We start from the raw sequence: 13,693 nt of genomic DNA on the forward strand, positions 1-13,693 counted from the left end.
TGCTTCGCTCCTTCACCCCTGCGCCCATCCTTCGTTGCCCTCCTTCGCCCTGCGCCCATCCTTCGTTGCCTTCCTTCGCCCTGCGCCCATCCTTCGTTGCCTTCCTTCGCCTTGCGCCGCACTTCCCTCCCTGCGCCACCCCCGCAGCCCCCTTCGCCCAGGCCCGCACCCCACCGTCGCCGCCCACACACCCCCTTCCTTCACCCCTTCCCCGTCACCCCATTTCCCTTGCACCACAAGGGTTTTCACCCGTTCGTGGCGCGAGTTCGATCTTGCTGGACGAGTAGAATCGCTGGTATGGAAGCAAAACTCGCTCGTTTGATCGAACTTCAGCGGCTCGTTCGTCGTCTCAAGGCCGAGTGGTTGCGGTTGGTCGACGAGCTCAACGTCGACGAGTGGGCCGCGCGAGACTTGGCCATGGCGTTGCAGTTGTCGCAGAGCAACAGCGAGTCCCAGGTGAGGTTCGCCTCCCGTCTGGCCACCGTGTTCCCGGAGGTGCTGGACGCCATGGAGGCCGGGGTGATCAGTGAGTGGTCGGCCCATGGTTTGGTCGATCCCACCGAGAACTACCCGGACGACATCGCCCGCACGGCTGTGCTCAAGACGTTGGAGACGGCGGAGGGGCGGTGTTGTCAGCAGCTTCGGCGGTCGGTGCAGGGGCGGTTGCAGCGGGCCGATCCGGCTGGGTTTGCCCGGCGATGCGCGCAGCGGCGACGGGGGCGCGATGTCGTGGTGTATGACACTGAGGATGGTATGGCGGTGTTGAAGTCGGAGCTGCCGGTGGAGGTTGCCAGGGCGATGTACGCCAAGATCGATCACTTGGCTCGTCGGGAGGCGAAGAACGGTCGGTCGATGGATGCGGTGCGGGCGGATGTGTTGGCGTCGTTGGTGTTGCAGGAGCCCAAGAGTGCTGGGTCGAAGACGTTGATCCAGGTGACGGTGCCGATCACGGCGTTGTTGGGGGTGGATGAGCGGCCGGGGCAGTTGGACACGGGGCAGGTGATTCCGGCGGAGGTGGTGCGGGATCTGATGGCGGAGCCGGGGACGGTGTTTCACCGGTTGTTGACTGATGAGGCTGGTCGGTTGGTGGAGTACAGCCCGGGGGTCTATCGGCCGACGGCGGAGGTGGATCGGTTCATCCGTGCCCGGCATCGGACGTGTGTGATGCCGTGTTGTTCGCATCCGTCTAGGTCGTGCGATATCGATCATGCGGTGGCGTGGCCGGAGGGCAAGAGCACGGGGACCAACTTGGGGCCGTTGGATCGGCGGCATCATCGGTACAAGCACGCCACTGACGCGAAGATCGGTATCGCCGATGATGGGACGACGACGATTGAGACTCGGTGGGGGCAGAGGTATGTGACGCGGCCGGAGCCGGTGGAGGAGCCGCCGTTCTGAGGTGGGGTGGGGGTTTGATTTGGGGGCGGCGGGGCGCAGACGTGTTGTCGTGAAGGCTGGTGGGTTGGGGACGCCGCTGCCGCGGCTACGACGGCCGGATCTGTGTCAGAGATTGCAGGGGCCGTCGCAGCCTTGCCACCCGAGACCGTGGTCACCCTAGGTGGGTGGCTGGGTTGGGTGGTGGCGTTTGATGGTCCGGCGGCGGTTGGGGGGGTGGTTGGGGTGGGGTGTCAGTCACGTTGTTTGGTGGGTTGGGTGGTGGCGTTTGGTGGTTGGGCGGGGGTTGGGGGTGGTTGGGGAGGGGGGTCAGTCACGTTGTTTGGTGGGTTGGGTGGTTGCGTTTGGTGGTTTGGGGGTGGTTGGGGAGGGGGCAGTTGCATTGTTCTTCTCAATCAAAGGTTTTCCCGTGGGCTAAAGGAAAGCTGAACAGCTGCACGGGGAACTGGATGTGGGAAGTGCCGCCGTTGAAGGCGGGGGCACGGTCGAGCTGGGGAACGGGCAGCCAGAGACGGTTGTCGGGGGTGAGGAAGAGGGCGTCGGTCCAGTGCAGGCGAGGGTCCTGGACGACGGTGGTGACGGTGCCGTCGGGGGCACGGCGGTTGACGGAATTATGGGCCAGATCAGAGAAGTAGAGGTTGCCGGCGCGGTCGATGGCGGTGCCGCCGGTCGGAGGGAGGTCGGCCCACGGCTGGACGTGAGCGGCGAGGGTGGCGGCGGGGACGGTGGGGTCGTCGAGCAAGGCGGTGGAGATGCGGGACCAAGGACCTTCGAGCGGACCGTAGTAGAGCCAGCGGTGGTCGGGGGAAAGCTCGAAGGGATCGGCGTTGACCTTGAGGGGCGAGCCATCGGGACCACGGACGACGGTGCCGTCGACGACGATGGGACGGTTGTCGGGGGCGGTGGTGGACGGATCGCCGTCAAGGACACGGCGGGCCTGGCCGGTGTGAAGGTCGAGGACGATCAAGCCGGCCTGGCCGCCGTCGGTGAGGTAGGCGGTGGAGCCGTTGAAACGGACATCGTCGACGTAGCTGCGCGGGGTGGCGATGTCGGAGGGGAAGGGGTAGACGCGCGTGACGCGGGTGGTGAGCAGGTCGATGCGGACGAGCTTGGCGCCGCCGGGGAGGGGTGCGCCGCCGAACTCGGGGCTGCCGGTGTCCACGGCCCACAATCCGCCCCGGCCGTCAAGATGCACGGCATTGACGTTGACAAAAGCGGTGGCGGGATCGACGCCGGGTTTCCAGGAGTTCCAGCGGGAATCGGGGAACGGGCGGACCTTGCCACGATCAAGCACGCCGACGGCGGGACCGGTGGAGCCCGACCAGCGCGGACCGGCCACGAACACCCGGCCGTGATCGACGGCGACGGCGTTCCACACCATGCCGGAGCTCTCCGCCTCCAGACGCAAAGCGCTGGCCGGCGCCGGAAAAGTCGTGGCGAGCGTGGCCACCACGGCCGCGATCGTGAGACGCAACATCGGATTCCACCTTCCAACACGAGTCGCGCTCGAACATAGCGGCCACCGCCCGGTAACTTGCAAGGGCGGAAGCTATCCGTTGGATACCAAGGGGAGCAGGAGGAAAGCACGGCGTCGAGCTCAGGGCGCGGTCGGTCAGGTAGATCGTGACCTCGCTCACCCCGGACCGCTCCGACACCTCGTGCACTGTCACTCACCACCATGGCCCCAGGTAACGGCCCACCGTTGCCCTACCGGCCGACACCGGGCAAGGTTGCCTGATGGGCTGACCCGAGGACGAGAGGATCATCGACATGTGGCTGACCGGCGCGACGGTCATCGACGGAACCGGCGCGGATCCCGTGCCCGACCGCAGCATCCTGGTCGAGGACGGCCGGATCGCCGCGCTCGGCGGCACGCCGCCGGCCGGCGCCGAGGTGCTCGACTGCACCGGGCTGGTGATCACGCCCGGCCTGATCGACGCGCACGTGCACTTCGGGATGTCCAGCGACATCGGGCAGAGCCTCACCCGGCAGCTCTCCGTCGCCGAGATGGCGGCGGACATGTTCGAGAACTGCCGCCAGACGCTGCACGCCGGCTTCACCACGGTCCGCGACACCGGTGGCATCGACGACGGCCTGGCCCAGGTTGTGGCCAGCGGCAAGGTTCCCGGCCCGCGCATCATCCACTGTGGACCGTTGCTGGCCCAGACCGGCGGCCACGGCTACCTCGGCGCGACCTGGGAGCCGTCCGAGGACTGGGAGTCGCACCACGTGGTCGGCCTGCGGGCGGTGTCGTTCCTGTCCGACGGCCCGGACAGCGTCCGGAAGAACGCGCGCGAAGCGTTCCGGCGCGGCGCCAGCTTCCTCAAGATGTGCGTCACCGGCGGTGTCGTGTCCCACCACGACAAGCTGACCGACACCCAGTTCACCGCCGAGGAGATCGCGGCTGCGGTCACGGAGGCGAGCGCCCGCGGCACCTACGTCACCGTGCACGCGCACAACAACGCCGGCCTGCGCACGGCCATCCAAGCCGGGGTGAAGTGCGTCGAACACGGTTCGGAGATCGACGAGGAGATGGCCACGCTGATGGCCCAGCACGGCGTGGCCCACGTGCCGACGCTGGCCGTGGTGCATGCTCTGCTGGACGACTCGACCGGGCCAGGCCTGCCGGCGCACATCGGCACGCGCGTCGGCCACGTCCTGGACGGGCAGATCGCCGCCATCCACGCCTCCCGGGCCGCCGGCGTGCTGATCGGCTCGGGCTCCGACTACATCGGCCCGAACCAGGAGCGCCGGGGCTACGAGATCACGTTGCGCGCCAAGGTCGAGGACCCGATGACCGCCCTGGTCACCGCGACCAGGGACAACGCCCGGGTTCTCCGGATCGACGACGAGGTCGGCACGATCGAGCCGGGCAAGCGCGCCGACCTGGCCGGGTTCGCCGGAAATCCGCTCGACGACCCGGCGATCTTCGCCGACCACGAGCGGGTTCGCCTTGTGCTGCAACGGGGTCGAGTGGTCAAGGACCACCGCTAAGCACTGCCCATGGCCTCGGCCAGGACCAAGGCGACCCACAGCTCCAGCAGGCGCTCGTCGGGCCCGCGGCCGCGCAGCTGCTCGGCCCGTTGCAGCCGGTAGGTGACGGTGTTGCGGGCGACGACGAGCTGGGCGGCGGTGGCCTTGGCGTTGCGGGTCTCCAGGTAGACACGCAGGGTTCGGCGCAGTTCCCGGGTGTTGGCGTCGTCGGCGGCGAGCTCGCCGAGCTCGTCGGAGACGAAGCGGCGCAGGCGTGAACCGTCCTCGGACAGGGCGGCCAGCAGGCTGACGGCCGCGAACGGCACGACGGTGTCGGTCAGACCCGGCATGGCCCGCACGACCCGATGGGCGTCGCAGGCCTCGTTGTGGCTGCCCCGAAAACCGGGCACGTCGTAGGACGGCGCGCCGGCGGCCACCCGGACGTCCCCGCCGAAATCGGTTGGCATGACTGGGAAAGGGCTGCGACGGTTGCCCCACGCGTAGAGCAGCGACTGCCCGCGCGGGATGAGCAGGGTCTGCTGCGCGCCGCCGGCCTCCAGCCAGCGCAACGCGGTGTTCTGGAGGCGGGCGGTGTCCTCGTGCCAGACGACGATGCCGACGTGGTGGCGGTGCCGCAGTTCGTAGCGCAGCTGCTGGGAAACGGTGTCGAAGTCCTTGACGGTGTCGGCCAGCACGGCGTTGACGAGCTCCTCCCGCACCGCCCCGGCGGTGGCCTGCCAGCGGTCGCTCTCCACCGCGTACGCCGCGCCGAGGCCCTCGACCAGGTCGTCGACGCACTCGAAGGCCAAGCGGAACATGTGCTGGAGCTCGGCCGCCTGCTCGGAGACCGGCACCAGGTCGCGGCAGGCGGTGGTGAGCCGGTCCACGAGCCGGCGGTGGGCCTGCCGGACCGTGGCCCACACCTCGGTCAGCGGCACGCCCAGCTCGACGAACTCCCGTGCGGTCTCGGGGACCTCGGGTGTGGCAGCGGGATCCTGCACGACTCCACTGTGGACACTGGCCAGCACGCACAGCACGCCGCCCTCGATGCCCTTGAGCACGGTCGGCTGCTCCCCCACGGCGGCGGCGAACCCGGGCCGGGCGGCCAGCGTGGCGGCGGCGACCTCCCGGGCCGTGGCGGCCGCCCAGTCCAGCGCGGACGGGCCCAGCCACTCGGCGAAGTCCCGCCGGGTCTGCTCCGAGCTGGCGAAATCGCGACTCCGACCGTCGGCGCGCAGCGACCGCACCCAGGCGCCGAGCTTGTCGTCCATGCCGTCCCCCTCCCGGTGCGGCCGGCGCGGGGACGCCGGCCGCACTGTCGTATCACGGAATCCAGGGAGCCTTGTAGGCGCCGGTGCCGTAGAGGAAGGCGGTGAAGTCCTCGGCCGCCCACTCCTCGCTGATCTTGCCGTCCTTGAGCCGGTACAGGTCGGTGGCGTCCCAGCGGACGGGCCGGTCGGACGCCGGGATGCCCAGCAGGTCGCCCTTCTGGGTGCCGGTCACGACCAGCCGGACGACAACCTCGTCACCCTGGGCCACGACGTCCTCGACGGCCGCGTGCAGGTCGGGAATGGAGGTCACGACCGTGGTCATCAGGCCGGCCACGTTGGACGCGCCGGCGACGGTGCCGACCGTGCCGCCGTGCCACTGCATGTCCGGGGTCAGGTAGCGGGTGGCGTGGTCGCCGTGGTGTCCATTGAGGACGTCAGCCATGAAGGCGGCCACCACCAGCTCATTGGCGTTCACTCTGGCCGAGTCGGCGCCGGGTAAGGAGGTCGGCTGGGCCTGTGCGGAGAGGGCTGTGCCCCCGCCCACCAGACCGACAACGGCGGCGACCAGGGCGACACTACGGATGTTCATCGGGTTCTCCTTGTCATCACAGCGGGTTCGGCGATCATGGCCAGGACCCCAGGAATTCCACGGCGGGCAACGGGGCGTCGGCCGCCGCAAGCAAATACTCGTCGGGCACGGCGCCTGCCGGCTTGCGCACTCTCACCAAGGTTGCCGGCCACGTTTGGGCACTGTGCCCAATGCGTCGACCGGCCGTTGGTGATTACCTGCAACGCCATGACCGACATCGCACTGAACTGGATCGGCGGCGAGTGGCTGGCCGCTAGAACCGTTGGCACATCGACGAATCCGGCCACCGGCGAGGTGGTGGGCCGGTTCGCCGACGGCGGCGCGGCCGAGGCCGACGCCGGCATCGCGGCCGCCCGCCGCGCCTTCCGTGAGACGTCCTGGAGCCGGGACCGCCAACTGCGGCACCGGGTCCTGTCGGAGCTGGCCGACCGCTTCGACGCACGGGCCGAGGTGCTGGCGGCCAGCCTCACCCGGGAGAACGGCAAGACGCTGCACGAGGCGGGGCTGGAGCTCGGACTGGTCTCGGCCACCCTGCGGCACTCCGCCGGCCAGGCCCTGACCGCCGCCGGTGTGGCGGCCGAGGCGTTGCCGGGCGTCTTCTTCAGCCAGCTCGCCGAGCCGGTCGGCGTGATCTCGGTGATCGTGCCGTGGAACGCCCCAATCGCGCTGTTCGTACGCTCGCTGGGTCCAGCCCTGGCCGCCGGCAACGCCGTGGTGGCCAAGCTGCCGGCCCAGACCGCGCTGACCAACGCCCTGGTGTCGGAGGTGATCGCGAGCGTCGAGGCGCTGCCCAAGGGCATCGTCAACGTCTTCACCGAGACCGGCAACACCGGCGCGCCCCGGCTGGTGGACGCGCCCGGCGTGGACGTCGTCAGCTACACCGGCAGCGTCGAGGTCGGCCGCCGGGTCGGGGCCGCCGCCGGCGCCGCGCTCAAGCGGGTCAACCTGGAGCTGGGCGGCAAGTCGCCGATGATCGTCTTCGACGACGCCGACCTGGCCCGCACGCTGCCGCTGTTGGTGCAGGGCCTGATCGTGACGGCCGGGCAGTTCTGCATGGCCGGCACCAGGATCCTGGTCCAGCGCGGCATCGCCGACACCGTCCGCGAGCAGCTGGCGGCGGCGTTGTCGCAGGTCGTGGTCGGTCCTGGCGACGACCCGGCCAGCCAGATGGGGCCGCTGATCGACGCCGCCTCGGCCGACCGCGTCGAGGCCTTCGTCGAGGCGGCGCTGGCCTACGCCAAGCCGGTCGTGCGTGGCGGCCGCGTGGTCGACCGTCCCGGCGCCTTCTACCGGCCCAGCCTGCTGGAGGTCGAGGACCTGGACGTGCCGCTGGTGCAGGAGGAGATCTTCGGCCCGGTCGGCACCTTCGAGGTGTTCGAGGACGAGGTCGACGCCGTGCGCCGGGCCAACGGCACGCAGTTCGGGCTGGCCGCCGCCGTGTTCACCCGCGACGGCAACCGGGCCCGCAAGGTCAGCCGCGAGTTGGCGGCCGGCACGGTCTGGACCAACGGCTACTTCGCGCTGGACGACGGTTTCGCCGAGGGCGGCTACAAGAGCAGCGGCGTCGGCCGGCTGCGCGGGCCGCTGGGGCTGGCCGAGTTCCAGGAGGCCAAGACCTATGTGGAGGTCACCGGGTGAACGGCACGATCACATCCGCCTGTGACCGGGCCCACCGGCAGGAGTTCACACGACCGCTTGACATCGGCGAAGCGCCGGCAGCATCATTTCAATCAAATGTTTGACTGACTACTTGGAGGGAAGCCATCATGGCACTCGACGCGGAATCCGTGGTCCGGGCGGCCTATCACGCGGCCGAGGGCGGGGTGCTCGACGTCAAGGGCTTCGCCGAGCTGTTCGCCGAGGACGGGGTGTTCAACAACGTCGTCGCGGGCGAGAGCTACCGCGGGGAGCACCTAGGCGACTTGGTGACCGCCATGGGCCAGCTCGCGCCCGACATCCACCGCGAGCTGCACCGGTTCCACGTGCAGGGCAACGTGGTGTCGGTGGAGCTGAGCATCCGCGGCACGGTCACCGGCCCGTTCGAGACGCCGGCCGGCGTGATCAAGCCGTCCGGGGCCAAACTCGACATCCCGACCGCCGACTTCTGGTACATCGAGGACGGCAAGATCAAGGAGTTCAACTGCTACGTCGGCGTCAGCGTGATGCTGGCCCAGCTGGGCGTGGCGCCGGACTTCGCCTCGGCGGTCGCCGCGAGCTGAAGGTAGAGACCCACCTGGGAGTCGAACCCAGAGTTTCGTCGGTTTTGCGGACCGCGTCACGACCGTCGTGAGGTGTGGGCCAAGCTTGGTGGTGCAGTGTTTCCGTTGGGCTACAAGGGCTTGGTGGCTCCCCGGGGGATCGAACCCCGACATCCGGGTCTTCAGGCCGGTGCTCTGCCGGTTGAGCTAAAGAGCCAGTGGCACGTCGTCGGGCGCCCGCGAGTCGAACGCGGTGTCTCCTGAATCCACGTCAGGTGGGTTGCCGTCTCCCTCGCGCCCGAGGGCGGGGCCCGGCCGTCGGCCGGGCCCCGAGACCCGCGTCCACCGCCTTGATGGCGGCGAAGACGAGCCGTGGAAAAAATGTCTACACAATCAGCGGCGAACAATTCAGGCACGCCGAATAAAAAAGCCGCCCGGATCGGTTTCCCGATGGGCGGCTCCCGTGACGCGACCAGGTGGTCATGGCGGGGAGCCCGGGACGGGGAATACCAGCTGCTGGAGGCCGAACAGCGGCGTCGGGAGGCAGCACGGCGGACACGGGACGGCAAACGCGGCGGCCAACTGCTGGCCCTGCGCGCCTCGCTTCTCCGTGTTCGTCATAACCTCTCCCCTGTCGGTGTGCATTCATCTTCACGTCCGAACCCGGCCGAGTCAATCCTATTTATCGAGGTTTCCACATCCTCGGGCGGTGCAGACGGCGGTGGCGGTGGCCGCGCCGAGGGAGTAGAAGACCGTGTAGCCCCCGATGACGCGGCCGCCGTTGCGCGTGGTCCGTCCCGACGGCGAGCCGCTGCACGCCGGCAACACCCACGTCGAACGGCTCGACCAGCCACAGTGGACTCCCCGAGCATCCCTCGAAGGTGTCGGAACACCTGTTCCGCGGCTGTCACAAAGCTGTCGATCCGCCCCAAAACGGACGGGGTCCGCTAGGGTCGGCCGCACCACCACCCGACAACCGACCTGCTGGGGGCGTTGCCGTGACGGATGACGCGGAATACAAGCGCAGAACAGTGTTGAAAGCCGGCGGGGCGGCGGCCGTCGCGGCCGCGCTGACCACGCCGGAGGTCGCCGCCGCCGCGCCCGCCCCGTCCACTGTGGACATCACACTGAAGGTGAACGGGCAGGAGCACCGGCTGTCCGTGGAGCCCCGGGTCACGCTGCTGGACGCGCTGCGCGAGCGGCTCGACCTCACCGGCACCAAGAAGGGCTGTGACCGCGGCGAATGCGGGGCCTGCACGGTGCTGGTCGACAACCGGCGGATCAAGTCCTGCCTGACGCTGGCCGTGATGCGGCAGAACCAGGCGGTCACCACGATCGAGGGGCTGGCCGCCGGCGACAAGCTGCACCCGCTGCAGTCGGCCTTCATCCGGCACGACGCCTTCCAGTGCGGCGGCTGCACGCCCGGACAGATCATGTCCGGGGTCGCCTGCATCGAGGAGGGCCACACCGGCTCGGCCGACGAGATCCGCGAGTGGATGAGCGGCAACCTGTGCCGCTGCGCCTGTTACGCCAACATCGTCACCGCGGTGCAGGACGCGGCCAAGGAGATCCAGCGGTGAAGGCCTTCGACTACGCCAGCCCGGCCACGGTGGCCGAGGCGGTCCGGCTGGTCGGCGAGCGGCCGGGCGCGGGTTTCATCGCCGGCGGCACCGATCTGCTGAACCTGATGAAGGACGGCGCCCGCTCCCACGACCGCATCGTGGACCTCAACGCACTGCCGCTCGGCGACGTGGTGCAGTCCGGCGGCGTCATCCGGATCGGCGCGCTGGCCAGGATGGCCGACGTCGCCGCGCATCCGGCGGTGCGGCGATCGCTTCCCGTGGTGTCGCAGGCATTGCTGAACTCGGCGTCGCCGCAGGTGCGGAACATGGCGGCGATCGGCGGGAACCTGTTGCAGCGCACGCGATGCGGGTACTTCCGGGACGCCGGGTCGCCGTGCAACAAGCGGCAGCCGGGCAGCGGCTGCCCAGCCATCGACGGCCAGAACCGCGGGCACGCCGTGCTCGGCGGCAGCGACCAGTGCATCGCCGTGCACCCGTCCGACTTCGCCGTCGCGCTGCTGGCCCTGGACGCGGTGGTGCTCACGCGCGGGCCGGCGGGCTCGCGGCGGATTCCCCTTGGCGACTTCCATCTCCTGCCGGGCACGACCCCGGATCGGGAGAACGTGTTGGCCCACGGGGAAATGATCGTGGCGGTCGAGGTGCCGACGACAACGATGGCGGCCAAGTCGGCGTACCTGAAGCTGCGGGACCGCACGACGTTCGAGTTCGCGGTCGTGGCCGTCGCCGCGGCGCTGGACATGCGCGGCTCCGTCGTCCGCGATGTCCGGCTGGCCTTCGGCGGCATCGCGACCAAGCCCTGGCGTTCACCGGAAGCCGAGGCCGCCCTGCGCGGCAAGGCCATCACCGACGACACGCTGGCCGCGGCCGGGCAGGCGCTCGTGCGCGGAGCCGTTGGCCGGCAAGGGAACGCGTTCAAGATCGACCTCGTGCAACGGGCGCTGGCCGGGCACCTGCGTGAACTCGGGGGCGTGCGATGAGCCAGCCGGTCGGTCAACCGCTCCCCCGCGTCGACGGCGTCGCCAAGGTCACCGGGTCCGCCCGCTACGCCGCCGACCGCACGGTGCCGGGCATGCTGTACGGGTCGCTGGTGCTGAGCACCATCGCCCGCGGCACGATCACGTCGATGGACCTGTCGGCCGCGGCGGCCGCGCCCGGCGTGGTCGCGGTGTTCAACCACGAGAACGCGCCCCGGCTGGTCCCCGGCCGCGGCGGCCCGCCGCCGATGCAGAACGCGACGATCAACACCAACGGGCAGATCATCGGCTATGTGGTGGCCGAAACCCTGGAGCAGGCCCAGGACGCGGCCACGATGGTGACCGTCTCGTACGGCTCGCAGCAGGCGCCGCTGACCATGATCGACGACGCGCTCGACCAGGTCTACCTGCCGCCCAACCAGGAACTGATCGTGGGCGATCCGCAGGCCGGCCTTGACCAGGCCGACGTCGTGCTCACTGGCCACTACACCACGCCTCCCCACCACCACAACGCGATCGAGCCGCACGCGATCGTGGTGGAGTGGTCCGGGGACACGTTCACCGCCCACGTCAGCACCCAGGGCGTGATCAGCAGCGCGAGCGGCCTGGCCGCGGCGGTCGGCCTGCCCGCCGCCAGCGGCCGGGTGCTGTGCGAGTACATCGGCGGCGGCTTCGGCGGCAAGACCTCGCTGGCCGCCTCGCCGTACGCGCAGCACACGGTGGCGATCAGCCGGCAGCTGGGCCGGCCGCTCAAGTTGGTGCTGACCCGGGCCCAGCTGTACTCGGTGCTCGGGCAGCGCGCCGAGTACCAGGCCGACGTCACGCTCGGGGCCAAGCGGGACGGCACGCTCACGTCGCTGATCCACATCGGCACCCAGCAGCTGTCCCGGTCCAACGAGTCGCTCTACAACCCGAACCGCTCGGTGCAACGCCTGTACGCGACGCCGAACCTGCACACCCGGGCCCAAGGCGTCCGGCTGGACCTGCCGGCCGGTCAGTTCATGCGGGCGCCGGAGGTCTGCGCGCACTTCGCGTTGGAGACGGCGATGGACGAGCTGAGCTACAAGCTCGGCATCGACCCGCTGGAGTTGCGGCTACGCAACTACACCGAGGTGAACCCGTCCAACGGCCAGCGCTTCACCAGCAAGTACCTGCGCGAGGCGTACACCATGGCCAGCGAGGCTTTCGGTTGGAGCAAAAGGGATCCGCGCCCCGGGGTCACGCGGGACGGCAACGACCTGATCGGCTGGGGCATGGCCACCGAGATGCACGCCCACGACGGCGGCACCGGCAACGCCCTCGTCCGCGTCGATCAGAACGGCCGGGCGGTGGTGCAGACCGGCTCGCAGGACATCGGCACCGGCACGTACACGATCATGACCCAGGTCGCCGCGCAGGCACTGGGAATTCCGGTCGCGCAGGTCACCGTCCAGCTCGGCGACTCCACCTACCCGGCGGCCGGGGCGTCGCAGTCCTCGGCGACGGTGCCGAGCCTGACCGGGGCCGTCGACAAGGCCGGCAAAGCCGTCCGCGACGCCGTGATCCAGCTGGCGATCGCCGACGCCTCGTCGCCGCTGCACGGCCTGACCCCCGACCAGATCGTCACCGATCACGGCTACCTCTTCGCCGCCGCCGACCGCTCACGGCGCGTCAGCTACGCAGACGTGGTGGCCAAGAACGGCGCGCCGGTGCAGAACACCGCCGCCGGCCCGCTCAACGTGCCCGGCAACAGCTGCGGCGCGATCTTCGTCGAGGTCCGGGTGGACGCCCGGTACAGCCGCGTGCGGGTCACCCGCATGGTCGGGGCGTACGACTGCGGGCGGGTGCTCAACCGGCAGACCGCACGCAGCCAGGTGATCGGCGGCATGACCTGGGGCATCGGCGTGGCGCTGATGGAACACACCATGTACGACGACCGCACGGCCCGGGTGACCAACCCCACCATGTCGACGTACCTGTTGGCGGTCAACGCCGACGTGCCCGACCTGGAGGTGATGTTCGTGGACAAGCCCGACCCGGTCAGCACCGCCCTCGGGGCCCGGGGTTTCGGCGAGTGCCCGATGACCGGCATCCCCGCCGCCATCGGCAACGCCATCTACCACGCCACCGGCCGCCGGGTCCGGGACCTGCCCATCACCCAGGACAAGCTGCTCTGACACGGTGACGGTGGTGTGATCGGGGAGTTCCGACGGCGGCTGGTTCAGGCCGGTGACTCAGGCCGGTGACTCAGGCCGGCACGATGACCGCACGACCGGTGATCGTGCCGGCCTCCAGTCGCCGGTAGGCCTCGACCGCGTCGTCGAGCGCGAAGGTCGTGACCTCGGCGTGCAGGCGGCCACGGGCGGCGAGATCGAGGACCTCTTCCAACTCGGGGCGGCAGCCCCAGTAGGTGGTCTGCACCGACAGCTCGTGTGGCACGGCTCCGAACCGCATCGGCAGCGCCCCGCCGCCCAGGCCGACGCGCCGCGCGGTTGCCGAGGGATGGGGTTTGCGTTGAGGGGTTGGGGTTGTTGTGTGGTTGGGGGTGGGGTGGGGTCTGCTTTGTGGAGTGAGGGCGTTGTGTGGTTGGAGATGGGGTGGGGCGGTGGGTTGGTGGCTCCGGGTGGATTTTGTGTGGAGACCTCTGCTTGTGTTTTAACCCTTCTTTCGTTTCTTGCCCTTCCTGGAGGCTGCGGTGGTCCTCTTCCCCGGGGTGTAACGCCTGGCCCGA

General features: G+C 69.7%; 11 protein-coding genes and 1 tRNA gene. 7 read left to right on the plus strand and 5 right to left on the minus strand.

The genetic code is table 11. From position 1 onward, the window contains the following. Positions 1-297 precede the first annotated feature (297 nt). On the plus strand, positions 298-1,398 hold the full coding sequence (locus ACIG5F_RS36145) for a DUF222 domain-containing protein (RefSeq protein WP_396524482.1): 1,101 nt from the start codon (positions 298-300) through the stop codon (positions 1,396-1,398). Positions 1,399-1,786: 388 nt separating this feature from the next. Here the strand turns inward: ACIG5F_RS36145 and ACIG5F_RS36150 are convergent, their stop codons facing one another. Next, positions 1,787-2,872, minus strand: coding sequence for an L-dopachrome tautomerase-related protein (locus ACIG5F_RS36150; protein ID WP_396524483.1), 1,086 nt, complete (start codon positions 2,870-2,872; stop codon positions 1,787-1,789). Between the two features lie 293 nt (positions 2,873-3,165). On the opposite strand from ACIG5F_RS36150, the gene ACIG5F_RS36155 reads away from it, so the two are divergent. Next, complete coding sequence (locus tag ACIG5F_RS36155; RefSeq protein ID WP_396524484.1) at positions 3,166-4,389, plus strand: amidohydrolase family protein; 1,224 nt, start codon at positions 3,166-3,168, stop codon at positions 4,387-4,389. On the opposite strand, the gene ACIG5F_RS36160 is transcribed toward ACIG5F_RS36155, so the two are convergent. Next, positions 4,386-5,639: a PucR family transcriptional regulator gene (locus tag ACIG5F_RS36160; RefSeq protein WP_396524485.1), complete on the minus strand. Its 1,254-nt coding sequence runs from the start codon at positions 5,637-5,639 to the stop codon at positions 4,386-4,388. The two genes, ACIG5F_RS36155 and ACIG5F_RS36160, sit on opposite strands and share 4 nt — an antisense overlap. A gap of 52 nt (positions 5,640-5,691) precedes the next feature. Continuing rightward, positions 5,692-6,228, minus strand: coding sequence for an ester cyclase (locus ACIG5F_RS36165; protein WP_396524486.1), 537 nt, complete (start codon positions 6,226-6,228; stop codon positions 5,692-5,694). A 207-nt stretch (positions 6,229-6,435) separates the two neighbouring features. Between ACIG5F_RS36165 and ACIG5F_RS36170 the strand changes: the two genes are divergently transcribed. Next, positions 6,436-7,866, plus strand: coding sequence for an aldehyde dehydrogenase family protein (locus ACIG5F_RS36170; protein WP_396524487.1), 1,431 nt, complete (start codon positions 6,436-6,438; stop codon positions 7,864-7,866). A gap of 128 nt (positions 7,867-7,994) precedes the next feature. Then, a complete protein-coding gene (locus ACIG5F_RS36175; protein WP_396524488.1) occupies positions 7,995-8,447 on the plus strand; it encodes an ester cyclase in 453 nt (150 codons plus the stop codon). A 121-nt stretch (positions 8,448-8,568) separates the two neighbouring features. On the opposite strand, the gene ACIG5F_RS36180 is transcribed toward ACIG5F_RS36175, so the two are convergent. After that, positions 8,569-8,643 (minus strand) — tRNA-Phe (locus tag ACIG5F_RS36180). A gap of 781 nt (positions 8,644-9,424) precedes the next feature. On the opposite strand from ACIG5F_RS36180, the gene ACIG5F_RS36185 reads away from it, so the two are divergent. From ACIG5F_RS36185 to ACIG5F_RS36195, 3 genes are read left to right on the plus strand one after another with little or no spacing between them, the layout of a single operon-like run. Then, positions 9,425-10,006: a (2Fe-2S)-binding protein gene (locus tag ACIG5F_RS36185; protein ID WP_396524489.1), complete on the plus strand. Its 582-nt coding sequence runs from the start codon at positions 9,425-9,427 to the stop codon at positions 10,004-10,006. After that, positions 10,003-10,986 carry an FAD binding domain-containing protein gene (locus tag ACIG5F_RS36190; RefSeq protein ID WP_396524490.1) on the plus strand — a complete coding sequence of 328 codons (984 nt, stop codon included), beginning with the start codon at positions 10,003-10,005 and terminating at the stop codon, positions 10,984-10,986. Before ACIG5F_RS36185 ends, ACIG5F_RS36190 begins: the two co-directional genes overlap by 4 nt. Further along, a complete protein-coding gene (locus ACIG5F_RS36195) occupies positions 10,983-13,139 on the plus strand; it encodes a xanthine dehydrogenase family protein molybdopterin-binding subunit (protein ID WP_396524491.1) in 2,157 nt (718 codons plus the stop codon). Before ACIG5F_RS36190 ends, ACIG5F_RS36195 begins: the two co-directional genes overlap by 4 nt. Positions 13,140-13,209: 70 nt before the next feature. On the opposite strand, the gene ACIG5F_RS36200 is transcribed toward ACIG5F_RS36195, so the two are convergent. Next, complete coding sequence (locus tag ACIG5F_RS36200; RefSeq protein WP_396524492.1) at positions 13,210-13,401, minus strand: zinc-binding dehydrogenase; 192 nt, start codon at positions 13,399-13,401, stop codon at positions 13,210-13,212. Positions 13,402-13,693: the final 292 nt, after the last annotated feature.

This window comes from Kutzneria sp. NPDC052558 (genome assembly GCF_044547355.1).
Taxonomy (GTDB): domain Bacteria; phylum Actinomycetota; class Actinomycetes; order Mycobacteriales; family Pseudonocardiaceae; genus Kutzneria.